General features: G+C 45.7%; 22 protein-coding genes. 13 read left to right on the forward strand and 9 right to left on the reverse strand.

Going from position 1 to position 22,419, the window contains the following annotated elements; translation table 11 throughout:
• Window positions 1-32: 32 nt before the first annotated feature.
• Complete coding sequence (locus tag QUA58_RS06530; protein ID WP_333393383.1) at window positions 33-1,865, forward strand: AAA-like domain-containing protein; 1,833 nt, start codon at window positions 33-35, stop codon at window positions 1,863-1,865.
• 7 nt (window positions 1,866-1,872) lie between these two features.
• On the opposite strand, the gene QUA58_RS06535 is transcribed toward QUA58_RS06530, so the two are convergent.
• Complete coding sequence (locus tag QUA58_RS06535) at window positions 1,873-2,433, reverse strand: Uma2 family endonuclease (protein ID WP_333247869.1); 561 nt, start codon at window positions 2,431-2,433, stop codon at window positions 1,873-1,875.
• A gap of 274 nt (window positions 2,434-2,707) precedes the next feature.
• Between QUA58_RS06535 and QUA58_RS06540 the strand changes: the two genes are divergently transcribed.
• From QUA58_RS06540 to QUA58_RS06555, 4 genes are all read left to right on the forward strand, one after another.
• Window positions 2,708-3,550 (forward strand): type IV pilin-like G/H family protein, encoded by an 843-nt coding sequence (locus tag QUA58_RS06540; protein WP_333393384.1) that lies wholly within the window; start codon window positions 2,708-2,710, stop codon window positions 3,548-3,550.
• Between the two features lie 23 nt (window positions 3,551-3,573).
• Window positions 3,574-4,506 carry a sterol desaturase family protein gene (locus QUA58_RS06545; RefSeq protein WP_333393385.1) on the forward strand — a complete coding sequence of 311 codons (933 nt, stop codon included), beginning with the start codon at window positions 3,574-3,576 and terminating at the stop codon, window positions 4,504-4,506.
• A gap of 24 nt (window positions 4,507-4,530) precedes the next feature.
• Entirely contained in the window at window positions 4,531-4,878 is a 348-nt protein-coding gene (locus tag QUA58_RS06550) for a rhodanese-like domain-containing protein (RefSeq protein WP_333393406.1), read from the forward strand.
• Between the two features lie 176 nt (window positions 4,879-5,054).
• The gene (locus tag QUA58_RS06555; RefSeq protein ID WP_333393386.1) at window positions 5,055-6,155 is read left to right on the forward strand and encodes an iron-containing redox enzyme family protein; all 1,101 of its coding nucleotides are present in this window, start codon (window positions 5,055-5,057) and stop codon (window positions 6,153-6,155) included.
• Window positions 6,156-6,327: 172 nt separating this feature from the next.
• On the opposite strand, the gene QUA58_RS06560 is transcribed toward QUA58_RS06555, so the two are convergent.
• From QUA58_RS06560 to QUA58_RS31485, 3 genes are all read right to left on the reverse strand, one after another.
• The gene (locus QUA58_RS06560; protein WP_333247861.1) at window positions 6,328-7,047 is read right to left on the reverse strand and encodes a methyltransferase; all 720 of its coding nucleotides are present in this window, start codon (window positions 7,045-7,047) and stop codon (window positions 6,328-6,330) included.
• 636 nt (window positions 7,048-7,683) lie between these two features.
• Window positions 7,684-7,971 carry a YqhA family protein gene (locus tag QUA58_RS06565; RefSeq protein WP_333247859.1) on the reverse strand — a complete coding sequence of 96 codons (288 nt, stop codon included), beginning with the start codon at window positions 7,969-7,971 and terminating at the stop codon, window positions 7,684-7,686.
• On the reverse strand, window positions 7,910-8,167 hold the full coding sequence (locus QUA58_RS31485; RefSeq protein ID WP_445243723.1) for a YqhA family protein: 258 nt from the start codon (window positions 8,165-8,167) through the stop codon (window positions 7,910-7,912). The genes QUA58_RS06565 and QUA58_RS31485 overlap by 62 nt, the downstream gene beginning before the upstream one ends.
• Window positions 8,168-8,191: 24 nt before the next feature.
• Here QUA58_RS31485 and QUA58_RS06570 point away from each other — a divergent pair, with 24 nt between their 5' ends.
• The 3 genes from QUA58_RS06570 to QUA58_RS06580 all read left to right on the forward strand — a co-directional run bounded on the left by QUA58_RS06570 (window position 8,192) and on the right by QUA58_RS06580 (window position 10,725).
• Window positions 8,192-8,350: a hypothetical protein gene (locus tag QUA58_RS06570; RefSeq protein WP_333247857.1), complete on the forward strand. Its 159-nt coding sequence runs from the start codon at window positions 8,192-8,194 to the stop codon at window positions 8,348-8,350.
• A 684-nt stretch (window positions 8,351-9,034) separates the two neighbouring features.
• The gene (locus QUA58_RS06575) at window positions 9,035-9,910 is read left to right on the forward strand and encodes a hypothetical protein (RefSeq protein ID WP_333247855.1); all 876 of its coding nucleotides are present in this window, start codon (window positions 9,035-9,037) and stop codon (window positions 9,908-9,910) included.
• Window positions 9,911-9,981: 71 nt separating this feature from the next.
• Window positions 9,982-10,725 (forward strand): DUF4142 domain-containing protein, encoded by a 744-nt coding sequence (locus tag QUA58_RS06580; protein WP_333247854.1) that lies wholly within the window; start codon window positions 9,982-9,984, stop codon window positions 10,723-10,725.
• 181 nt (window positions 10,726-10,906) lie between these two features.
• Here the strand turns inward: QUA58_RS06580 and QUA58_RS06585 are convergent, their stop codons facing one another.
• Window positions 10,907-11,275, reverse strand: a complete 369-nt coding sequence (locus QUA58_RS06585) for a Lin0512 family protein (RefSeq protein WP_190736353.1) — start codon at window positions 11,273-11,275, stop codon at window positions 10,907-10,909.
• Between the two features lie 316 nt (window positions 11,276-11,591).
• On the opposite strand from QUA58_RS06585, the gene QUA58_RS06590 reads away from it, so the two are divergent.
• Complete coding sequence (locus QUA58_RS06590) at window positions 11,592-12,506, forward strand: branched-chain amino acid transaminase (protein WP_333247852.1); 915 nt, start codon at window positions 11,592-11,594, stop codon at window positions 12,504-12,506.
• A gap of 376 nt (window positions 12,507-12,882) precedes the next feature.
• On the opposite strand, the gene fghA is transcribed toward QUA58_RS06590, so the two are convergent.
• Both fghA and QUA58_RS06600 read right to left on the reverse strand, forming a co-directional pair.
• A complete protein-coding gene (gene fghA / locus QUA58_RS06595; protein WP_333393387.1) occupies window positions 12,883-13,737 on the reverse strand; it encodes an S-formylglutathione hydrolase in 855 nt (284 codons plus the stop codon).
• A gap of 91 nt (window positions 13,738-13,828) precedes the next feature.
• Complete coding sequence (locus tag QUA58_RS06600) at window positions 13,829-14,938, reverse strand: S-(hydroxymethyl)glutathione dehydrogenase/class III alcohol dehydrogenase (RefSeq protein WP_333247848.1); 1,110 nt, start codon at window positions 14,936-14,938, stop codon at window positions 13,829-13,831.
• A gap of 77 nt (window positions 14,939-15,015) precedes the next feature.
• Here QUA58_RS06600 and QUA58_RS06605 point away from each other — a divergent pair, with 77 nt between their 5' ends.
• The 3 genes from QUA58_RS06605 (at window position 15,016) to sppA (ending at window position 18,988) form a co-directional block, all read left to right on the forward strand.
• Window positions 15,016-15,699, forward strand: a complete 684-nt coding sequence (locus tag QUA58_RS06605) for an SDR family NAD(P)-dependent oxidoreductase (protein WP_333247846.1) — start codon at window positions 15,016-15,018, stop codon at window positions 15,697-15,699.
• 224 nt (window positions 15,700-15,923) lie between these two features.
• Entirely contained in the window at window positions 15,924-17,006 is a 1,083-nt protein-coding gene (gene fni / locus QUA58_RS06610) for a type 2 isopentenyl-diphosphate Delta-isomerase (RefSeq protein WP_333393388.1), read from the forward strand.
• 161 nt (window positions 17,007-17,167) lie between these two features.
• Complete coding sequence (gene sppA / locus QUA58_RS06615; protein WP_333247843.1) at window positions 17,168-18,988, forward strand: signal peptide peptidase SppA; 1,821 nt, start codon at window positions 17,168-17,170, stop codon at window positions 18,986-18,988.
• A gap of 475 nt (window positions 18,989-19,463) precedes the next feature.
• Here the strand turns inward: sppA and QUA58_RS06620 are convergent, their stop codons facing one another.
• Window positions 19,464-19,736, reverse strand: a complete 273-nt coding sequence (locus QUA58_RS06620; protein ID WP_333393389.1) for a GlsB/YeaQ/YmgE family stress response membrane protein — start codon at window positions 19,734-19,736, stop codon at window positions 19,464-19,466.
• A 299-nt stretch (window positions 19,737-20,035) separates the two neighbouring features.
• On the opposite strand from QUA58_RS06620, the gene QUA58_RS06625 reads away from it, so the two are divergent.
• On the forward strand, window positions 20,036-21,223 hold the full coding sequence (locus QUA58_RS06625; protein ID WP_333393390.1) for a tetratricopeptide repeat protein: 1,188 nt from the start codon (window positions 20,036-20,038) through the stop codon (window positions 21,221-21,223).
• Between the two features lie 32 nt (window positions 21,224-21,255).
• Here the strand turns inward: QUA58_RS06625 and QUA58_RS06630 are convergent, their stop codons facing one another.
• Window positions 21,256-22,416, reverse strand: coding sequence for a transposase (locus tag QUA58_RS06630; protein ID WP_333393391.1), 1,161 nt, complete (start codon window positions 22,414-22,416; stop codon window positions 21,256-21,258).
• Between the last annotated feature and the right edge of the window lie 3 nt (window positions 22,417-22,419).

Below are 22,419 nucleotides of genomic sequence, written 5' to 3' on the forward strand. Positions count from 1 at the left end.
TCATGGTTTTAGTGTTTCGATCGTTATAAGCAATGCCTCGATCGCTCAGGCTGCATCTCCAGTACATTCCCGCAGTTAAATCGTCTCTGCTGAGAAATGGCTTTCCCAGTCAGAAAATCTTGGCTGAGGATTTAGGGATAGCCCAATCTACTGTCAGTCATTTCCTGAATGGCAAACCTGTGGATTATGCCAATTTCATCGAAATTTGTCGCGGCTTGGGCCAGGAATGGCGCGATATAGCCGATTTTGAGACCCAGTGCGAATCGGTAGAAACACAGTCGATAGCAGCCAAAATAGCCAAAATTGCGATCCTCTTCGTTGATGAGTCTCCCGTAGGGGCGGGCTTTCCTTCGGATCGCTTCGCTAACGCTAACGCGCTTGCGAACCCAAACCACACCCTGATTCAACAATTGCACCAAGCTTTGACTTTTGCTAGCCACGAAGTCTTTTTAGTTAACAACAGCAGCCAAGACAACTCATATTTAAAGCTTTGCGATTATTTGCTATTACCGATCTCCGCAGAATATGCCGCTAGCGAAATGATCTTAGAACAAGTACAGCTAGCCCAAGAATTGCACAGTTTAACTAATAAAAAACCAGCGATATTACCAATTTGCATTGAATTAAATGCACCATTTTCTTTTGATTTATTGCATTATTTAGCAGGAGTCCAGTCTTGGCATTGGCGGTCTGCGGCCGACTCATCAAAGTTAATTTCAGAAATTTTAACCGTAGTTAAAGAAGGTCGCACATCCTTAAATGCAGACCATGAATTAGCTGTCAATTTGAGCGAAATTCCTAGCACAAAAAATTCGATAATTCAACCCATACCAGCAGCCGCGCCAGAATTGCCGGGAGGACAGGTAGATTTAGCTTCTCGCTTTTATATCGATCGCCCTCCGATAGAATCCCGCTGTTACGAGGCGATCGCCCAACCGGGAGCCCTGATCCGCATCAAAGCACCCAGACAGATGGGGAAAACTTCTTTAATGGCGCGGATTTTGCATCATGCAGAAGAGCAAGGTTCTCGCACGGTAGCGCTGAGTTTCCAGCTAGCAAATAGGAGAGTTTTCGCGAATTCAGATACATTTTTGCAGTGGTTTTGTGCTAGCGTCGGTCAAGAGTTGGGAATGCTGGATCAGTTACCTAAATGCTGGGAATTAGCAGATTTAATTGGCAGCAATCAGTGCTGTAAAGCTTTTTTTGAACAGTATTTGCTGTCGGAATCGTCACCACCTCTGACATTGGGTTTGGATGAGTGCGATCGCCTTTTTGAATCGCCGGAAATTGCCGATGACTTTTTTGGGTTGTTGCGCGCTTTGCACGAAGAAGCAAAACGGCGAGATATTTGGAAAAAGTTTCGTTTAATTGTAGTACATTCCACGGAAGTTTATATCCCGCTGGATGTCAATAAGTCGCCGTTTAATGTCGGATTGCCGATCGAATTGTCGGAGTTTAGCTCGCAGCAAGTGCAAGAGTTAGCAGCGCGACACAAACTGAATTGGAGTGCGACAGAAGTTGCAGAATTGATGGCGTTAGTAGGAGGACATCCCTATTTAGTGCGGCTGGCTATGTATCGCATTGTCTGTCAAGATGTGACTTTAAATAATTTGGTGAAATCGGCGACAACGGAGGCAGGAATTTACAGCGATCATTTGCGCCGGCATTTGTGGAATTTAGAAAAATATCCAGAATTAATCGAGGCGATGAGAGAGGTTGTGAGTGTCTCAAATCCGGTTAGATTGAAGTTAGAATTAGGGTTTAAATTAAATAGTATGGGGTTGGTGAAACTGGAGGGCAATTATTGCAGTGCGAGATGCAGTTTGTATGAGGAGTATTTTTGCGATCGCCTACAATGCAAATAATCCCAATTTAGCCGATCGCCAAATCCACACTAACTACAAATTCGGGAAAAGCCAGCGGCGAAACTTCGTCGCCCCGCCAAAACCTGAGCATTAAACTGTAACCGTTAACAGTCGGCTGGCGGTAAACCTCCAAGCAGTTTTCCTGTAAATTGACAATCCATACTTCCTGAATTTGCGATCGGGCATAAATAGGAAGTTTCACATCTCTATCATAATCTATGGAACTGTCAGCTACTTCTATTAACAGTAAAACTTCCAATGGGAGGGGATGGGCGGTTGAATAGTAATCGGCGCGAGGTTGCAGCAATACTATATCAGGTTGTGGCTCCGTGCGATCGCTCAACTGGACGGGGTTCTGCACGTCAAAAGTAGCCAAATTTTCGGGAATTTGGCTGCACAGTCTGGCTAAGCGCCTCACAGATGAAGCATGACGAGTTCCAATAGCAGCCATTTCAACAAGTTCTCCTTCTATCAATTCTACGCGATCGCCCTCGGAAAGAATCCCAGCTTTACTCATATGATGGTATTCTTCTACGGTGAAAAGTCTTTTGAGCAACTGCACAGCCATAACTTACCGTTCCTCTAATCATTTATTCAATTATAGTCAGTCGCGCTATTAAATACCACTAATGTCTAAAGTCGATGAGAAGTCGATGAGAACTCACTCATGTTCTCAAATAGTGACGTGATTTAATAGAAATATGGTAGAAAGTGCGATCGCCCAGGTTGGCAAATCCTCGATCGAAGGTCAAAGAGGCGCTACCTCAAAGCCGAATATCGCACATCTCCTCAAACGAACAATCGTCTAAAAACCTCTCGTGTAAAACATTTGGAGAACAAGTATGCAGCTTAAAGAAAAGCCTGAACTAAACCAAATCAACCAAAAATCCGAAGCTTCGGTAAAAACTTATCAACCCGATCGGCCCATCAAAGAACCTAAATCTGTCGCCAGAGTCGATATACAGCCCAAAGAAAAGCCTGAACTCAATCAAATCAACGAACAATCGAAATTTTTGGCAAAAACTTATCAACCCGATCGGCCCATCAAAGAACCTAAATCTGTCGCAAGAGTCGATCGCACAAACTTGCAACCCATCAAAGAACCTAAATCTGTCGCAAGAGTCGATCGGCAAAATTTGTGGCCGATAAAAAAGCTTAAATCTGTGGCAAAAACTTATCAGCCAGATTTGCGTTCCATAAATGAATATAAATCTCGTGGAGGAACTTCACGGATTATTGACTTTTTTGTGGTTGTGATAATTCTTGGGATACTTAGTGCGATCGCCCTCCCTGAATTTGCCCGTTGTAAGCCGTATAAAGCCATGCAGTCAGAAGCTAAGCAATATGTTTCCTCAATGAACAAAGGTCAGCAAGCTTATTTTGCGGAAAATAGTGCTTTTGGCAATTCTATTTCTGCTTTAGGACTTGGCATTAAAACTCAGACAACCAACTATAACTATTCAGCCATAGCTACCAAAAATGCTGCGTTTAGTTATGGGGTAGCCCGCAACAATAATCTTCGCAGCTATGTCGGGGCTATATTATTCGTACATCAAGGTGATGCAATGACCACAATATCGATTCTGTGTGAAGCAGATTCCCCTGGCAAGATAAAACCAGCCAACCCGATCCTTCAAAATAATGTTCCTGTCTGCGCTGCTGGTAGTAGTGAAGTGTCTAAGTAAATATCGACATTAATCAGAATCTCATGTCACTTGAAATTCTCAAAGGTTTCATCATCTTAGCTTGCATCTTCATTCCCCTAGAAAGAATCTTTTCCTTGCACAAGCAAAAGATATTCCGTCTCGGATGGGCAACCGATGCTACCTATTTTTTTACAGGCCACTTTATTGGCAGGGCAGGCGCTATTGTTGTGGCTGTAACCTTGTCGCTGATGACTGATTTACTCAAGCCGGAATTGCAAAGCAAAATAGCCTCTCAACCTATCTGGTTGCAGTTTTTAGAAGCAATTGTAATTTCCGATCTGGCATATTATATCGCTCACCGAATGCTGCATGAAATACCCTGGCTTTGGCAATTTCATGCAGTCCATCACAGTATCGAACACATGGATTGGTTAGCAGCAGTGCGGGTGCATCCCTGCGAGCAACTCTTTACTCAGATTTGCAAAATGATGCCTCTTTACTGGTTGGGATTTAGCAAAGAAACTTTCGTAGTTTATGCTCTTTATTCTGCGGCGGTCGCGTTTTTGATTCATGCTAATATTACTATCAAATTTGGCGTGCTAAAATGGTTTGTGGCTACCCCACAATTTCATCAATGGCATCACAGTAAAATTCCCAAAATAAATAACAAAAACTTTGCTGTTCAGTTACCACTGTTAGATTTACTGTTTGGCACTCTGTATATGCCAGCAGGGAAAAGACCCCGAAAATATGGTGTCTCCGATCGCATACCTGTTGGCTATATCGGACAATTACTCTATCCGTTTTTCGGAAACATTAAAATGCTCAATGACAAATTAAAACAAGGCATGAGTCGCTATTTTCGCCCTTTGCCTGTAACGCTTGGTGCGATATTAGTTGCTGTGAGTTCTCTGAGTGCAGTTTCCTTAATTAATCGCATGGATATCCCTACTTTTATTGCCAGTTTAAATTCAGAAAAAGTAACTGTTGCCTAATTGCAGCAGGGTAAGTTGAAACCGGTGATTTTGATTGACGTGCGATCGCCGGAAGAGTACGCAGAAGATCGCATCGGTGAAAGTCCGCTGGTTCCCCTCATTGACATTGAAGCTGGATTCGGTGTCCAGCAAGTGCAAGCTATTGCTCGATCGATTGTCAAATCTAATCAAACTCAACCAACTATTGTACTTTATTGTGCGCGGGGAGGGCGATCGGTTAAAGCCTACCAAAAATTGCAAAAAATAGGTTTTAATTTAGCTTTCCTCTCAGGCGGTATCACAGCGTGGCGGGAAGCAGTGCCTGCTAAACAAGACGCTGAAATATTAGCGCCAATTACTCGATCGCTCCCAGAGGCAGTCAGAAGTAATTAGTGAGTTAAAGCAAGAGCAGAGAACAAGGAAAACTAAAAAATATCTATCAATAGAAAGGTGTATCGTGCTGAGAGATTAGCTATCTTCAAGAAAAGTAGCCATTATTCCCAGCAATCTGCAACGGTTGGCTGTTTTGGCAGACAGCACAATAATCAGATCCAGAAGAATTCTATCCCATGCAAAATACCGCAGACTTACTCCCAAAAATAGACTCGCCGAGTCTTCCTAAAAAGCAACCCGCACTTCCAAATTATGAAGCAGCCGATCGCCAATTTGTCAACTTATTAGAGGTAGATGATTTAGACAAGACGGTGGCGGCAAAACCTTTACTCGTCAGCGATTTTGAAAGCGCGATCGCCTTTGCCCTGGGATCGGCTTATCAGGAAGATGCCGCCGACGAGGCCGCTCACCGCTTCTTGCAGCGGGTACTGTACCGCATCAACCGCCTCAACTTGTTTTGGTACGACGATTTGCGCCGCTACAACAACGAGCGATCGCACTATTTGCGGTCAGTGCGCGATCGCATCGAAGCACCCTGGCAGCAATGGGAAATCGCCCAAATCGACGTTGCAGCGCTGCAAAACATCGAGGATGTCAAGCAAGCCCTGCGCGATCGCGCCGCCGCCGATGTCGATCCAGAGCTCACTGAGATCGATCGCTACCTGCGAGAACAGATGACTGAAGCGGGATACAAGCACTTGCTGGCGATCGCCTCCTTTGACGGTTTAGTGGAAGCCAGCCGCGTTTCTCGCATCATCGGCGGTGCCGGCAACGAAATTCAGTGCACCCTTACCCGAGTGCTGATCGAAGAATACGGCGGCGGTCGCTTAGCCCGCAAACACTCGACCTATTTTGCCCAAATGCTGGCAGAATTCGGGATGAGCACGGAACCGGAGGCGTATTTCGATTTGGTGCCTTGGCAAGTGCTCGCCAGCATCAATCACAACTTTCTCCTCACCGAACGCAAGCGCCATTTTCTGCGCTACAACGGCGGACTCACCTATTTTGAAGTAGCCGGGCCCGTGGCTTACCGCAATTATCTAGCCGCCGCCCAGCGCCTGAACCTCTCGCAAGCTGCAATGGGTTATTGGGAACTGCACATCAGAGAAGACGAACGTCACGGGCGCTGGATGTTGGATGAAGTGGCGATTCCACTGGCCGACAGATACCCGCAGGAGGCGTGGGAGTTGGTGTTGGGGTACGATCAGGAGAAGTCGATCGGCGATCGGGCTGGTGCTGCTGTGGTGCGATCGATCCAAGCCGCAGAACAGAATTAACGGCTATATAGTAGGGTGAGTCAGATACTGATGCACCCTAGATATTGCACCGTTCTCAATAAGCCTTTGAGGAACAGGCAAGATGCCTGTTCCACAAAGAGTGTATTTCTTGTGGAACAGGCATCTTGCCTGTTGCTGACAATGGTGCAACATCTCAGATGCACGCTGTATTTTAAAAAGCTGTCATTAACTGAATTAGTTCGATCGACAAATCTCTTTGCGACTTTTGCTGCTTCTTAAACAAAACTCCAGCCAGCAGATAGATATTTTCCGAATAAAAAGCCATGCCCTGTTTTCGGAGATTGGCGATCGCGTTTTTCACCTTGGGTTCCGAACTGTAATAGCCAAAATTTAAAGGTGCAATCTCAAAATTCGCAACCGAGTAACCTCGATCCAAGGCATAATCGATCAAACCCACAGGATTAGAATAGCTAGAAACCATCAGCAAAACTTGGTCGCAGCCCAAAGATAAAAGTTTCTTAGCAATTGTAGAACCATCACTCCCGCCGTGCAACAGCGGCTGATAAATCTTGTTATCCACCGCCGGCAAGTAAGGCGGATTGGAGATCACACAATCCGCCGACTGGTATAAAGGCGAATCAAAAAAAGAACAATTGTTGACCGTGTATTGTTTGCTGAGTTGATATTGCTTAATTTGAGACTGAGCAATTTTCCAAGCTACATTATTTAGCTCAAATCCCTGTATTTCCCCGTCAAAATCTGTTCTCAGCAAAGACTTAATAACTGGACTTCCCTCTCCCGAACCAAACTCTACGATAATTCTAGAATTGTCGCTGGCATTTAACACTAAACTTTCCAAGCAGTGCGAGTAAAAATCAGATTCTTCCGGGCAGTGGAATACTTGTTTCAGAGGATTGGATGAAGTGAGCATAAATTCTGTAACAAAGTTTACTATTTTTAAAATATCGAATAAGTAATAGTGCAGCCATCTGTCCCAAGAGCTATTTAATCAATTTTATAGCAATTAGAGGAAAATATGAGGAATATATCTCTCCCTCATGTTTCCTTCGATTCCCCAATTTAAAATTTCTACTCAAAACATGGAAGATCTATAGCATTTTCAGCCAAAAATGAGGGATTGAGCGCTCTAGTTCTCAATTCCTCAATCCTTCAATCTCAAATCTAAAAATGAAAAATCTCTTTCTGTTTGACTTGATGCGATTGTCAAATTATCACTTCCGAGCGAACGTAAAATTAATAATATTCATCCTATTGATAGATGACAATTATATAGCAATCGGTTGATAAATTTAAATAAGTGGTTCCCAGTTCGCTCGAAAGAAAACCGTGTCAGCGAGGAAGAGCCTCAGCACAGAATTAGATCGGCTCTTCCTCGCCTGTGAACCCTGCTTTCCCTTGAACTGGTAACGAGCATTCCTACAAATCCTGCGAGGATTGCTATAGTGATTAACAGGTTTTATCTAAAATTTATTGTGAGCCGAGAGTCCCATTTTGTTACCGTTGCTCAATTAGCAAAATTTGGGTCGTTTCGCTGCTCAAACAGGCCTTACTCTGACTTGGACTTTTTTACCTGCGAATTCAAAAAATACGTCAGTGAAGCGATTACTAAAGCGATACTTGCTCCCAAGGGAAGGATGTTATCCGCGCCGTTCCACTTAACTACCTGACCGAGATATAATACGCTCAATACGACGACGATCACGCTGGTGAGTTTGCTTTTGAGGTCGTCTATGGTGTGAATTTCTAGCCAGTCTGGTACTTTGATGCGATCGTCAATAAACAGTTCGTAAAGTCCGAGTGCCGTAATGTAAAATACTGTGGCTAGCAGAAACAAATCTACAACTTCGACAAAAGGACAGAATCAGTGTTTTAGAGTTTTCGCTGGAAATTGGCCCTGTAGTGATAATGTAGCCGATGGTAGCGATCGTTTCCAGGGCACCGTAGATCAAAAGCGTCCCAGAGGCTACAAAAGAACCGAGTACAGCAATTATCATTAGATAGCGACTTTTGGCAAGAATTCGATGCAGCATAGTTGATATCCGCTGGGGAAATTTGTGAGAGAAGAACCGCTCTCTGGCATACCTTTGGCTTTACTATATCAAGGTTTTGCCCGATCGCACTCACAAGCAATTCTGACGACTGCGCCGCCGCTGGTTAATTTAATGTCGTGCGGGCCCGACTCGGATAGCCCTCAGTTCGCCTTTCTGTTTTAGGCAAGTCAAAATCCAGTCAAAAGCCTTGCTTTTTCGGGCTTACAGGCGCTCTGGCGACTCAAAACGGTCGATCGGGCGTTTTGAGATAATTTAGTTTCTGGGAAAGTTTGAGCGGTATTCTGCCAGTGTCCAAATAGCCAGCAGCAAGTTAAGGAAAAATCACGCTCAAAAAATTTGAAACTAACTCCTAGGGCGTAGGGCTAACCCAAAATTGACGGTGAGAAAATCAAGAATTTCTGTCTCAAAGCACCAGGCGCCGGAGAAAATTTACAGGAAGAACCGCACGCTTGTTTCAGAAACCCGGTTGATGCGTATATGTTTCGTTACTCAACCCAAAATTTTTCAGTTCAACCCGCTTTTTATCCCCCGTACACAAATTTTGATTTAGCTAGTCTGCCGCCCCATCAAATATCATCCACCACCTGAAATAAAACGCCATTTTGCCAAATATTCCTAAAGATGAATGGCGAACTTGAACGATACCTAATAGCTTATAAACTGTTAACGTGGCAGTCTAATTTATCCGGGGGAAATAATCGAGGAAACGGGACTAAATATGCTCCTTTACCTTCATTATTATTCCGCAGCAAAGGTTAGAAAAGTTGCACGTTACGCTGTCAATTTGGCCCTGGGGTTTTGGCATCACAAGCGATCTCAGGATTCTACGCAAAAGCAAGCATTACCATGAAATCTTCTAAATTGTTGAAAGTTGTTTTAGCAAGCGCTTGTACTTTAGGTTTAGCAACGGTTTCCTTCGCAGTGCCTGCTTCTGCCCAGTCAGGCGACGGTACTGGAAGCGGCACGGGCACAACCGGTACAGGCACGACTGGCACAACGGGTACGACAGACGGCACGACGGGCACGGGTACAACCGATACGACTGGCACCGGCACAAGTGGTACAACCGATACGACGGGCACGGGTACAACCGGCACAACCGGTACAACCGATACGACGGGCACGGGTACAACCGGTACAACTGGTACAACCGATACGACGGGCACGGGTACAACCGGTACAACTGGTACAACTGGTACAACCGATACAACCAGCACTGGTACAACCGGCACGGGTACAACGGGGACAACCAGCACTGGTACAACCGGCACCGGCACAAGTGGTACAACCGATACGACGGGCACGGGTACAACCGGCACAACTGGTACAACTGGTACAACCGATACGACGGGCACGGGTACAACCGGCACAACTGGTACAACCGATACGACGGGCACGGATACAACAGGGACAGGTACAACTGGTACAACCGGTACAACAGGCACGGGTACAACGGGTACAACCGATACAACAGGGACAGGTACAACGGGTACAACCGATACGACGGGCACGGGTACAACGGGTACAACGGGTACAACCGATACGACGGGCACAACGGGTACAACCGATACAACCGGTACCACATCGACGCCGGCTGATACTAATTCTGGAGTTTTGAGTGCTCGGCGCGATCGCCCCAACAATTTGGGGTGGCTGGGGGCCTTGGGCGCGTTTGGTTTGATCAACTTGTTTAGGAAAGGCAGCACACCCTCCCATCGGTAGTTTCTGGCGATTCCCTACGGGATAGCTTCGCTTCACATACTTTTGAAAACAACTTAGAGGCTTAGAAATTCATGACTTCACTCAATCGCAAAAGTTTGTTCAAAAAATTGGTAACAGTTGCCGGAATTGCGGGCGTTAGTTCCTTGATAGCTGTGCCCGGATTCGCAGAATTAAACCGCCAGACTCACGGCTTCAACCAGTCGGGCGATCGGGTTTTTCAGCTTGCTGATAACGCTACCGACGATGCTACTACTCCCAACACTCCAAATACCCCCACCAATAACACTCCCGGCAGTTCTCCAAATACCCCCATCAACAACAATCCCAGCCGTTCTCCCAACACTCCAACAGGTGGCGAAACTTCGCCTAATTCTCTCAGCAGCCAAGACAAAAACTTTGTCATGCAAGCAGGTCAAATTGGTATGCTGGAAGTGCAGCTAGGTAAGTTGGCCGTGGAGCGGGGTTCGAGCCCTAGTGTGAAACAATACGGGCAAGAAATGGTTGAGGAACACACTCGGGCTAATGAAGAACTGATGCAGTTAGCAATGCAAAAAGAGGTAAAACTGCCAACCGAGATGAGCAGCCAGAACACAGCTTTGATGGAGCGACTTTCGGGACTCTCTGGTACAAGTTTTGACAGCGCTTACAAGCAGGCTATGATCGAGAGCCACAATCAGGCTATTGCTTTGTTTCAGGCTCAATCTCAACAGGGACAAGATCCCGAGTTGAAGGCTTGGGCTACCCAGAAGTTGCCGAACCTTCAGGCACACTTGCAAATGGTTAACCAAATGTTGGCAGATACCAGCCAGCCGTAATATTAGGTAGATGAGGTAGAGTGCGATCGGGTTTGAGACGATCGCACTCTACCTTTGGCGATCTGAGACTTAGCCTAAATTAATCATTTTTTAACAGACAGGCGCCCGATCGCGGAAACAGGCAAGTGCGATCGGGCGATCGTAATTTCACCGCAGATTTATTCAAACAACACCCAATTAATTAGTCCTCAGTGTCCACAAAAACAGTCACAGCCGCCACAGCGATTAGCATTTCATCATTTTTATCATTCAGAGAGGCGATCGCCCTTCCTGGGACAATCATGCCTCCTTGCTCCACAATCAGAGTTTTGCTACCAAAAGGCAGCACCGCTAACACCTCTTGTTCCCGCACTTGTTCCGGGTAAGGAACCGCCACCTTAACCTCAACAATCATCTGATTCGGGTCAGTCAAACCCGCCACTTCCCAGACCCCCAGCAAAGCATTGTGGGCGATCGCATTTCGTACAGCCCTTGCACAGGCTACAGTCGGTTCCTGCCCGTGCTGGTCTATACCCATCCCCATTTCAATGATGAAACATTTACGTGCCATAGTTGCCCCTTGGTTGATTTTTGTTTGTAGTCGTTAGCGAAGCTTGCAGAAGAGGATCGCACTTTTTCCCAAAACAATTATCAACCCAAATGACCGCATTTTATATTATTTTATCGCTCCCTCGAATAACACAATAATCATCTCATTTAATAAAAAAAAGGGTAACTTTTGACAACCTCCAAACTGATATCAAATCAGTCATTGTAAATCTAAAATATAAAATATAAAAGATAAAATCTAAAATGGTATAACTTATGGTAATATAACCAAATTCAGCTTTCCTCGCGGACTGCAAAACTCATCGCCAGCTTGAATCATGGATAGTTTTCTACCAATTGCCTACTTTCAAAACCAATTTCTCCCATTTACCGACGCCAAAATTTCCATAGCCACCCACGCACTGCACTACGGAACCGGAGTTTTAGGCGGGTTGCGGGGAATTCCAGACCCCCAAAATGCCGATCGCATCTTACTATTTAGATTAGACCGCCACTGTCAAAGATTAAGCCAAAGTGCCAGCTTCCTCCACTGCGATTTGCCAGCCAGCAAAATCCAACAAATAATCATTGATTTTGTCCAGAAAAACCAGCCCACAAAATCCTTTTACATCCGCCCCTTCATCTACACATCCAGCTTAGGAATTGCCCCCCGACTGCACAACGTAGAAACAGACTTCTTTGTCTACGGATTAGAACTCTCAGACTACTTGCCCAAAGCAGGAGTCAACTGTAGAATTAGCTCTTGGTACCGGCAAGAAGACCGCAGTTTGCCCTTAAGAGGTAAAATTAGCGGCGCCTACATCACCTCAGCCTTAGCAAAAACAGAAGCCGTAGAATCTGGCTTCGACGAAGCTATTATGATGAACACTCAGGGAAAAGTCAGCGAAGCTTCAGGAATGAACATATTTGTCGCCAGAAACGGTAAATTAGTTACTCCCGGTTTCGAGCAAGATATTCTCGAAGGAATTACCAGAGACAGCGTTATAACTATCGCCAGAGACTTAGGAATAGAAGTCATTGAAAGACCAGTTGATAAATCAGAACTGTTGATTGCAGACGAGATTTTCCTCTGTGGAACCGCAGCCAAAATTACGCCAATTAATCGAGTGGAAAACTATCAATTGTCCCAAAATAGACCCATCACCGAAAAGATTTTGGACAAACTAACCGGGATTATCGAAAATCGCGACAGCAAGTACAAAGACTGGGTATTTCCGATTAATCTTAATTAACCGAAAATACCTGTCGTCGTACAAGCGAATTTACTCGATTTGTAGGGTGCGCGCACCTGATCCCATAGATAGTGCAAAAATACTCGTTTGTATCATTCGGCTGTAACTGAGATGTTGCACCATTCTCAATAAGCCTTTTATGGGCAGGATGCCCACCCCACAAGAAATTCACTTTTTGTGGAACAGGCATCTTGCCTGTTCTTGAGAATGGCGAAGATGTAAGATGTAACCGGATTTGATATTACCAGAAAGAATTGGTTTAAAGCCTCTCCCTTAAAGGCGAGAAATTAAAAGAAAACTATTCATTACTCCAATCCTCTTCCTTCTAGGTAGAGGTCGCCCTCAACTGTCAACTGTCAACTGTCAACTGAATGAATTACCCGCACAAAACAGCCGCATGATGGCGAATGTGATCTTCCATAAAAGTAGCTATAAAATAATAGCTATGATCGTAACCTTCCTGCATCCTTAAAGTTAGTGGCTGTCCCGCTTTTGCACAAGCTTGTGCGAACACTTCCGGCAACAACTGCCCGTCAGCAAGAAACGAATCAGCCGTGCCACAGTCAATCAGAATCGGACGGTTGTATTGCGCCTCAAGCACCAATTCGCTAGCATCCCAAGCCCTCCAAATCTCTTTGTCGCCACCGAGGTAGTTTGCAAAAGCTTTTTGTCCCCAAGGGCAGCTCATTGGCGCGGAAATAGGCGCAAAAGCGGAAACTGAAAGATAGCGATCGCCATTTTTCAAAGCGCAAATTAAAGCCCCGTGGCCGCCCATCGAATGACCGAAAATTCCCTGTTTTTCCGGTAGCGCTGGAAAATTTTTGGCGATTAAATTGGGCAATTCATCAACCACATAACTGTACATTCGATAGTGAGAATTCCAAGGTGCGGCTGTCGCATCAACATAAAAACCCGCACCACTTCCTAAATCCCAATCCTCATCTTCCCCAGGAATACCAGTATTGCGCGGGCTAGTGTCGGGCGCCACCAGCATTAACCCGTATTTTGCCGCAAATTGTTGCGCCCCCGCTTTTGCCATAAAGTTCTCTTCTGTGCAGGTTAAACCTGATAGAAAATATAGGACGGGTACGGGTTGAGACAAAGCTTGCGGCGGCTGGTAAACAGCGAATTTCATCTCGCTGTTGCAAGCGGAGGATTGATGGCTGTAAAAGCCGAGTTTGCCACCGAAACTTTTCTGTTCTTTGTGCAGTTTTAGGGAGTCTGATATCATGTTAATTCTATTTCATTTTTGAATTAGATTTTTTTTAACCGCAGAGGGCGCAGAGGGCGCAGAGGAAGAGAGAAGAGAGAAAGATTTTTGTTCAAAATGTCAAAACTGTGCGAATTACTTCGCCTTTGTGCATCAAATCAAAGGCTTCATTGATTTTATCGATCGGCATTACTTGAGTTATCAAGCTGTCAATGTCAATTTTACCGTCCATGTACCAATCAACAATCTTAGGAACATCAGTTCTGCCTTTCGCGCCGCCAAAAGCCGTCCCTTTCCAAACCCTACCAGTTACTAGCTGAAACGGGCGGGTACTAATTTCTTGACCGGCTCCCGCTACCCCGACAATTACGCTCACACCCCAACCTTTGTGACAGCATTCCAAAGCTTGGCGCATCACATTAATGTTGCCGATACATTCAAAACTGTAATCAGCTCCGCCTTTGGTTAAATCTACCAAATAAGGCACTAAATCACCTTCCACTTCGCGGGGATTGACAAAGTGAGTCATGCCGAATTTTTCCGCCATCTCTCGCTTGTCGGGATTCAAGTCTACGCCGACAATCATGTTAGCTCCCACCATGCGAGCCGCTTGAATTACATTCAAACCCACGCCGCCCAAACCGAAAACTACCACATTAGAACCAGGCTCTACTTTCGCAGTATTAATGACAGCGCCGATGCCAGTTGTGACGCCGCAGCCGATCAAACAAACTTTATCAAAAGGAGCATCTTCGCGAATTTTTGCTACCGCAATTTCTGGCAATACTGTATAATTAGCGAAGGTAGAAGTTCCCATGTAATGGAAAATTTTCTCGCCATTAATTGAAAAACGGCTCGTGCCGTCGGGCATCACTCCCTGGCCTTGAGTCACGCGAATTGCTTGACAGAGATTTGTTTTGCCACTCAAACAATATTCGCAGTTGCGACATTCGGGAGTATAAAGTGGAATTACCCGATCGCCCACTTTGACACTCGTGACTCCCGGCCCAACTTCTGCGACAATCCCGGCTCCCTCGTGGCCTAAGATAGCAGGAAACAAGCCTTCAGGATCGGCACCGGAAAGAGTGTAAGCGTCAGTGTGACAAACACCCGTGGCTTTAATTTCCACCAGCACCTCTCCAGCCCGCGGCCCATCCAGATCAACCATCTCAATACTCAAAGGTTTGCCGGCACTGCGAGCAACTGCTGCTTTTACTTTCATGCTTTCTCCTGCGATAGATTTGTCAATTCACCAGTCAATATGTATTGTATTACTTAATGTCAAAATTCAGCAAATCTATGACCAAATTAATTGTAATTACCGGAGTCAGTCGCGGTCTAGGTCTTGCCATGACCGAAAAGTTTATTAAATTGGGACATACAGTTGTGGGATGCGCCCGTTCTTCCGAAGCGGTGGAAAAACTCAACCAAAAATATAGTGCGCCCCACCATTTTACTTGTTTGGATGTAGCAAGCGACGAGCAAGTCAAAGCTTGGGCAACAGAAATACTAGCCCAAAAAGAGCCACCAGAGTTGCTAATTAATAATGCAGGTGTAGCTAATCATCTCGCGCCTCTTTGGAATATCAGCAACGAAGAATTTTCCCAGGTAATTGATGTTAATATTAAAGGTACGGCTAATGTAATTCGCCACTTTGTTCCGGCAATGATTGCTCGAAAAAGCGGCATAATTGTCAACTTTAGTTCTGGTTGGGGAAGGTCAACTTCGCCGGAAGTCGCGCCCTATTGCGCTTCCAAGTGGGCAATAGAAGGACTTACGCGATCGCTCGCTCAAGAATTGCCCGCAGGTATGGCAGCAGTTCCTTTGAATCCGGGGATAATTCACACCGATATGCTGGACATTTGTTTCGGCGAAGATGCAGCAAGTTACACATCAGCCAAAGCCTGGGTGCAAAAAGCAGTTCCTTTTTTACTAAAATTAAAACCTTCCGATAACGGAATGCCGATGACCGTTCCTGGATAATACAGCAACCCTGGCAGGATTTACGCACATCTCTCTTTTCTTCTCCTCTGCGCCCTCTGCGCTCTCTGCGGTTCATTAAAAAATTCAAAAATGAAATAAAATTGCTATATTCCCCAATCATATCAAATCCGTTAGCTTCGGAATAGTAAATTCGAGTTCACTGTCAACAGTCAACAGTCAACAGTCAACAGTCAACAGTCAACATCATTCCGGTGTAACCGGAAATGATATCACAACTCTTTCCCCAAATAGCCACTGTGAACTTGCCGCTAACCTCCCCCTCGCAAACAGAAACTCGCAAAGCAGACCACCTGCGGATTTGCCTCGAAGAAGACGTACAATTTCGCGAAACTACCAGCGGTTTAGAACGCTACCGTTTTGAGCACTGCTGTTTGCCAGAACTCGATCGCACTGAAATTGATTTAACCTCCACATTTCTCGGCAAAAAACTAGCCGTTCCCCTGCTAATTTCCTCGATGACCGGGGGCACAGAATTAGCCCAGACAATCAATTATCGCCTCGCCGATGTCGCTCAAGAATACAAACTAGCAATGGGAGTCGGTTCCCAGCGAATTGTTGTAGAAAATCCTCAACTAGCTCCTACATTTGCCGTCCGTCGCCGCGCTCCCGATATTCTCCTGTTTGCCAATATCGGAGCCGTTCAATTAAATTACAATTACGGTTTGGAAGAGTGCCAAAAAATTGTTGATATTTTAGAAGCAGACGCACTAATTTTGCACCTCAATCCGCTGCAAGAGTGCGTTCAAACCGAAGGCGATACTAACTTTAAAGGACTGCTAGATAAAATTGCCAAATTGTGCGCTAAATTACCAGTACCAGTTATTGCTAAAGAAGTCGGCAACGGTATTTCTGGAAAAATGGCACATAAATTGCTCGCGGCTGGAGTAAGTGCGATCGACATTGCCGGAGCCGGAGGCACTTCTTGGGCGAAAATAGAAGGAGAGCGAGCTAAAGATGGCAAGCAGCGCAGGTTGGGCGCAACCTTTGCCGACTGGGGAATACCAACAGCCGAGTGTATTGTCAGCACCCGCGCCGCAGCGCCGAATGTTCCTCTGATTGCCTCTGGAGGCTTGCAGAATGGGTTGGATGCAGCGAAGGCTCTCGCCCTCGGCGCCGATATTGCGGGGCTGGCGCGGCCGTTTCTGCAAGCTGCAGCGGAATCGGAATCAGCCGCAGCCCTCCTAGCTGAAGTTTTGATTGCAGAAATCGCCACGGTGATGTTCTGTACGGGCTGCGGTAATTTGGATGAGTTAAAAAATTCTGGGGTTTTGGAAAGGTTAAGATAAAAGTGAGTCAGTTGGCAGTTGGCAGTTGGCAGTTGGCAGTTGTTAGTTGGCAGTTGTTAGTTGGCATTAGTCAACAGTTAACAGTCAACAGTCAACAGTCAACAGTCAACAGTCAACAGTCAACAGTTAACAGTCAACAGTTAACAATTACCAATTATCTAATGAAAGATTTCCTAAAATATACCTGTGCAAGTTTGCTGGGAACCTTCCTAGGACTGTTGCTGCTGGGCAGCATAGGATTAGGCGGACTGGTACTGCTAATTGCTCTGGCGGCATCGTCGTCTAAAGATTCAGGCCCGCAAGTTAAAGATAAGTCGGTATTGGTATTAGACCTTTCTTTAAATATCACCGACAGCAAACCAAGCCGTAGCACTAGCGCGGCGATTGAAGAAGTGCTTTCGGACGATTCCGGCGATACAGTGACGCTGCGGACTGTTTTAGACTCGATCGAATATGCGAAAAAAGACCCGAAAATCGTTGGCATTTATCTCGAAGGCAGCTCGGAGTCGAGCAGCACCGGGTTTGCCAATCTCAAAGAAGTTCGATCGGCCTTGCAGCGTTTCCGAGATGCCAAAAAACCCATTTTTGCTTACCAGATGGACTGGAATGAGCGAGATTATTACCTTGGTTCCGTTGCTAATACAATTGCCGTCAATCCTTACGGCGCTTTGGAAATCAACGGTTTTAGCAGTCAGGGAATGTTTTTCACCGGTGCTTTGGAGAAATACGGCGTGGGAGTGCAAGTGACTCGCGTCGGCAAATACAAGTCAGCCGTTGAGCCGTTTTTGCTCACAAAAATGAGTCCCGAAAATCGTCAGCAAACTCAAAAGTTGCTCGGAGATATGTGGGGAGAATACCTGAAAACAGTCGCTCCGAGCCGCAAAGTGACTGTTCCGCAACTGCAAGCGCTTGCAGATAATGGCGGAACTTTGATGGCTGACGAAGCTCTCAAAAACAAGTTAGTTGATAAGGTTGTATACTTTGACGAAATATCGACCGAACTCAAAAAACTCACAGGAACAGATGGCGAAAACAAATCTTTTAAGCAAATTAGTTTGAAAAACTACGCGAGAGTTGCTGAGGATAAAAACTCAACTCGCGCTGACAAGAAAAACCAAATTGCTATACTTTACGCCGAGGGAGAGATTGTAGACGGCGAAGGGGGCCCGACTCAAGTAGGAGGCGATCGCATCGCTCAAGAAATGCGGAAAATTCGAGAAGATAACGACGTAAAAGCAGTGGTTTTGCGCGTCAACAGTCCCGGAGGCAGCGCCACGGCGGCCGAAGTAATCGGACGCGAAGTTGTACTGACGGGCAAAAAGAAACCAGTTATCGTTTCGATGGGCAATTTAGCAGCTTCCGGCGGCTATTGGATTGCGATGGGTTCCAGCCGCATTTTTGCCGAACCCAATACGATTACGGGTTCGATCGGCGTTTTTGGAATGTTGCTCAACGTCGAAAAGTTGGCTGCTAACAACGGCCTGAGTTGGGACGTTGTGAAAACCGCCCGCTTTGCGGATACTAACACGATTTCCCGTCCGAAAAATCCTCAAGAATTGGCGAATATTCAGAGAATAGTCGATCGCATTTACGATCGATTTATTACTAAAGTCGCCAACTCCCGCAAACTGCCGAAAAACAAGGTACAAGAAATTGCTCAAGGCAGGGTGTGGTCTGGTACGGCCGCGAAACAGTTGGGTTTAGTCGATGAAATTGGCGGGCTTGAAGATGCTGTCAGAGAGGCGGCGAAGCAAGCTAAACTCGGCGACGATTGGCAGTTAGAAGAATATCCAAAACGCCGCAGTTTGGAGGAGCGAATTTTGGAAAGAATTTCCGGCGTTCACGTTTTGAAACCAGCCGCCAAACTCGACCCGCTAACGGCAGAATTTAAGACAATGCAAGATGAATTGGCTGTGATCAAGTCGATGAACGACCCGCAGGGGATTTACGTTCGCTTGCCTTTCAATTTGCGGATTGATTAATTATATCAATTCCGGTAGCATCGGAATAGTAAAATCCAGTCAACAGCGATGCCATGAGCGAAGCCGAAGGGTCAACAATTCCGGATGGTAAAACCGGCATCGATCTAATTCATCTGCGTTAATCTGTCTGTATCTGCGGTTTAAAAAAGAGAATTTCAGCAAGCGCAGATGACAAGGGATTGACGCTGATTCACGCGCTTGTCGAGAATAGAGATATCAATAATTCCGATGCTAACAGATTTGATATTAATACCAAATCCGGGATTTTTACCTCTTTATTCTTCAGTCCCCCTCTGTGCGGACGAAAGTTTTGCTATTGAACCGTTGCAAGCGCTGAGTCTGATCGAGGTTTTTAACGCGGATTTGGTAAAAGTAGGCTGACGCATCCTACCAACAACTGAAAAACCCGGTTTCTTGAAGAAACCGGGTTTATGAATACCCTAAAAGTCGATCGACTGGGAATTGGCAATATTTGTTATGCTGCACGCTGAGTTAACAATCCCCAGATGAATAGTAGAACGATCGCACCTACGACTGCAAAAGCTATGCTGGGTAGAGTCAATGCTCCGAAGGATGCTCCCCCGCTCGTCCCCAATAAGACTTGACCTAGATAACCTCCCACTAGGGCGCCCACAATTCCTAAACCTGTTGTTGCCAGAAAGCCACCGCCTTGAGTTCCCGGATAAATGGCTTTGGCGATCGCACCGGCAATCAGTCCTAAAACGACCCAAGCAATAATTCCAAACATTTCTTTTTCTCCTGAATACTTAAACTTTTCTTGTGCCTTGTCTTATGTTCTAAGAATAACAACTCCTATCCCGCCCTTACCTCTACCGCAGGGATGAACCGAAAGTGGTAGGATTTCTCATGAATCGTCCGAGTTTGAGGCTTTTTAATATCTCAAAAGAGTTAACCCACTTTTTCTAGGGAAGAAAGGTACTTATGCTCAAAGCAAAAGGGAAATAGGAGAATGTTTTCTGGGACTTTTTGTGTTTTACTGGTAAAAAAATTACAATAATTCAGTGAAATGAGGAAAGTTTGCGCCCGATGGATCTGACTCTGTGCATGATTGTGAAGAATGAAGAGGCAACACTGTCGCGGACTTTGGACAGCGTTAAGGGTGTTGTTGACGAAATAGTCGTGGTGGATACGGGATCGGGCGATCGCACCCGTGAAATTGCCCGAGAATCCGGGGCGAGGGTTTATGACTTTGAATGGTGCGACGACTTCGCAGCGGCGCGCAATGAGTGTCTCAAGCACGCCCAGGGCGACTGGATTTTGGTGTTGGATGCCGATGAGGTTTTGGTACCGGACATTGTACCTGCGATCGAGCAGGCAATTAAGAGCGATCGGCTGCTGCTGATCAATCTCATCCGCCAAGAAATCGGTGCATCTCAATCTCCCTATTCCCTAGTGTCGCGCTTGTTTCGCAATCGCCCCAACATCCGCTTTTCTCGCCCTTACCACGCCATGGTAGACGACAGCGTGGCTGAGATTGTGCACAGGGAACCAAATTGGAAAATAGCTTCTCTCCCCGATGTGGCGATTTGGCACTCTGGTTATCAAAAAGATGCGATCGCCGCAAAAGGTAAATTCCAAAAAGCTCAAGCAGCAATGGAACGCTACATCGCTTATTATCCAAACGATGCTTATGCTTGTAGCAAATTAGGTGCGCTGTATGTAGAAAGCGGGCAAATCGGGCGAGGAATTAATTTATTAACCAAAGGCTTGACTGCGGCGGCAATTGATGATTCTATTGTTTACGAACTCAACTATCATTTGGGAATTGCTTATCGCCAGCAGCAGCAGTTTGCCAAAGCAAAAGAACATTATCAAGCGGCAATTAATACCAATGTGTTCCCGCCAATCAAGTTGGGTGCTTACAATAATTTGGGCAATTTGTTCAAAGATGAAGGAGATTTGAAATCTGCTGAAAAAGCTTACAAAGCAGCTTTAAAAATAGACCCCAATTTTGCAGCAGGTCACTATAATTTAGGACTAACGCTGAAGGCAGCCGGAAATTTAGCAGATGCGATCGCCTATTACCGACAAGCCATTAAAATTGCTCCCGAACACGCCGAAGCTCATCAAAACTTGGCAGTAGCCTTGCTGAAAATTGGCAAAATGCCAGAGAGTTTAGCAGAATTCAAAAGAGCGATCGCCCTTCACGAACAGCGCCGCCCATTTGAAGCAGAACGCCTGCGCCGGGGACTGCAAGAAATGGGTTTAATTTGACATACTCCCCAGCCTGAAGGCGTGGGGATTCTTTACGCTTCATTGACGGACGCTACCGAGGTAGTCTTACTCTGTCTCGACGTACATTTAGAGTCGTGCCGATGCCCCAGGCCGACTTTTTCTATATTTACCGAAGCGTTTTCATCTCGGTCGTGTTCTGTACCGCAATTTAAGCAAAGTATAGAACGCACAGACAAATCAATTTTTCCCCATTTATATCCGCAATCAGAGCAAGTTTGGCTTGTAGGTTCCCATCGACTAATAATTACGAACTCACGTCCATACTTTTCCGACTTTGCCTCAACTAAGACCCTAAACTCTCTCCAACCTTGCTGGCTAATTGCTCTAGACAGTTTACGGTTTTTAACCATTCCTGATACATTCAAATCTTCCAAAACGATAGTTTGGTTTTCACTAACTACTTTGGTTGATATTTTGTGCAAGAAATCTTTGCGAGTCTCAGCAATCTTGTTGTGCTGTTTGGCAAGTTGAATACGGGTTTTGCTTCTTCGTTTAGAGTCTTTGTGTTGACGCGCTAACTTGCGCTGAAGTTGGCGTACCTTGCGGTCTACCGCTTTATAGCAGGGGCTTACAGCTTTTTCACCGTTGCTCATCACAGCAAAAGTTTTAATACCCAAGTCAATCCCGACACTTTGGTTTTTGGCGTCGAGTTGAACGGGTTCTACTTCTACTACAAAGCTCAAAAAATAGCGGTTAGCGCAGTCTTTAATTATCGTAACTGAGCTAGGCTCTGACGGTAGATCTCTAGACCAAATCGGCTTGACAATACCCATCTTTGCTAAATAAACACCCTGCCCCTTGACTGAAAACCCACCGCGAGTTAGTCTAGCTGACTGACTAGAGGTGCGTTTTTTGAATTTAGGGTAGCCAACCTTTTGCCCCTTTCTCTTACCTTTACAGGCATCGAAAAAATTCTTGAAGGCTGCCTCTAAATCAGCTACCGACTGCTGCAAAGGAATTGCCGACACTTCACTAAGCCAAGCTCTTTGATCAGTCTTTTTTGCCTGAGTGATAACAATCTTTTGGAGTTCAGCCGATTTAGGCTTCTTTTGAGATTGTTTGCAGATTGCAAGAGCATCGTTATACACAACACGAACGCAACCGAACAACTGAGCTAAGCTCTGCTGCTGTTGGCTTGTTGGATAGAAACGGTACTGATATCTTGCTTTCATGCT

This window comes from Microcoleus sp. N9_A1, assembly GCF_036701795.1.
GTDB lineage: Bacteria > Cyanobacteriota > Cyanobacteriia > Cyanobacteriales > Microcoleaceae > Microcoleus.

What these genes read in the sequence shown, in the direction of transcription:
- QUA58_RS06530 (WP_333393383.1), top strand. Translation starts at nt 33, where the DNA reads ATGCCTCGATCGCTCAGGCTGCATCTCCAGTACATTCCCGCAGTTAAA.
- QUA58_RS06535 (WP_333247869.1), bottom strand. Translation starts at nt 2,433, where the DNA reads ATGGCTGTGCAGTTGCTCAAAAGACTTTTCACCGTAGAAGAATACCAT.
- QUA58_RS06540 (WP_333393384.1), top strand. Translation starts at nt 2,708, where the DNA reads ATGCAGCTTAAAGAAAAGCCTGAACTAAACCAAATCAACCAAAAATCC.
- QUA58_RS06545 (WP_333393385.1), top strand. Translation starts at nt 3,574, where the DNA reads ATGTCACTTGAAATTCTCAAAGGTTTCATCATCTTAGCTTGCATCTTC.
- QUA58_RS06555 (WP_333393386.1), top strand. Translation starts at nt 5,055, where the DNA reads ATGCAAAATACCGCAGACTTACTCCCAAAAATAGACTCGCCGAGTCTT.
- QUA58_RS06560 (WP_333247861.1), bottom strand. Translation starts at nt 7,047, where the DNA reads ATGCTCACTTCATCCAATCCTCTGAAACAAGTATTCCACTGCCCGGAA.
- QUA58_RS31485 (WP_445243723.1), bottom strand. Translation starts at nt 8,167, where the DNA reads ATGCTGCATCGAATTCTTGCCAAAAGTCGCTATCTAATGATAATTGCT.
- QUA58_RS06575 (WP_333247855.1), top strand. Translation starts at nt 9,035, where the DNA reads ATGAAATCTTCTAAATTGTTGAAAGTTGTTTTAGCAAGCGCTTGTACT.
- QUA58_RS06580 (WP_333247854.1), top strand. Translation starts at nt 9,982, where the DNA reads ATGACTTCACTCAATCGCAAAAGTTTGTTCAAAAAATTGGTAACAGTT.
- QUA58_RS06585 (WP_190736353.1), bottom strand. Translation starts at nt 11,275, where the DNA reads ATGGCACGTAAATGTTTCATCATTGAAATGGGGATGGGTATAGACCAG.
- QUA58_RS06590 (WP_333247852.1), top strand. Translation starts at nt 11,592, where the DNA reads ATGGATAGTTTTCTACCAATTGCCTACTTTCAAAACCAATTTCTCCCA.
- fghA (WP_333393387.1), bottom strand. Translation starts at nt 13,737, where the DNA reads ATGATATCAGACTCCCTAAAACTGCACAAAGAACAGAAAAGTTTCGGT.
- QUA58_RS06600 (WP_333247848.1), bottom strand. Translation starts at nt 14,938, where the DNA reads ATGAAAGTAAAAGCAGCAGTTGCTCGCAGTGCCGGCAAACCTTTGAGT.
- QUA58_RS06605 (WP_333247846.1), top strand. Translation starts at nt 15,016, where the DNA reads ATGACCAAATTAATTGTAATTACCGGAGTCAGTCGCGGTCTAGGTCTT.
- fni (WP_333393388.1), top strand. Translation starts at nt 15,924, where the DNA reads ATGATATCACAACTCTTTCCCCAAATAGCCACTGTGAACTTGCCGCTA.
- sppA (WP_333247843.1), top strand. Translation starts at nt 17,168, where the DNA reads ATGAAAGATTTCCTAAAATATACCTGTGCAAGTTTGCTGGGAACCTTC.
- QUA58_RS06620 (WP_333393389.1), bottom strand. Translation starts at nt 19,736, where the DNA reads ATGTTTGGAATTATTGCTTGGGTCGTTTTAGGACTGATTGCCGGTGCG.
- QUA58_RS06625 (WP_333393390.1), top strand. Translation starts at nt 20,036, where the DNA reads ATGGATCTGACTCTGTGCATGATTGTGAAGAATGAAGAGGCAACACTG.
- QUA58_RS06630 (WP_333393391.1), bottom strand. Translation starts at nt 22,416, where the DNA reads ATGAAAGCAAGATATCAGTACCGTTTCTATCCAACAAGCCAACAGCAG.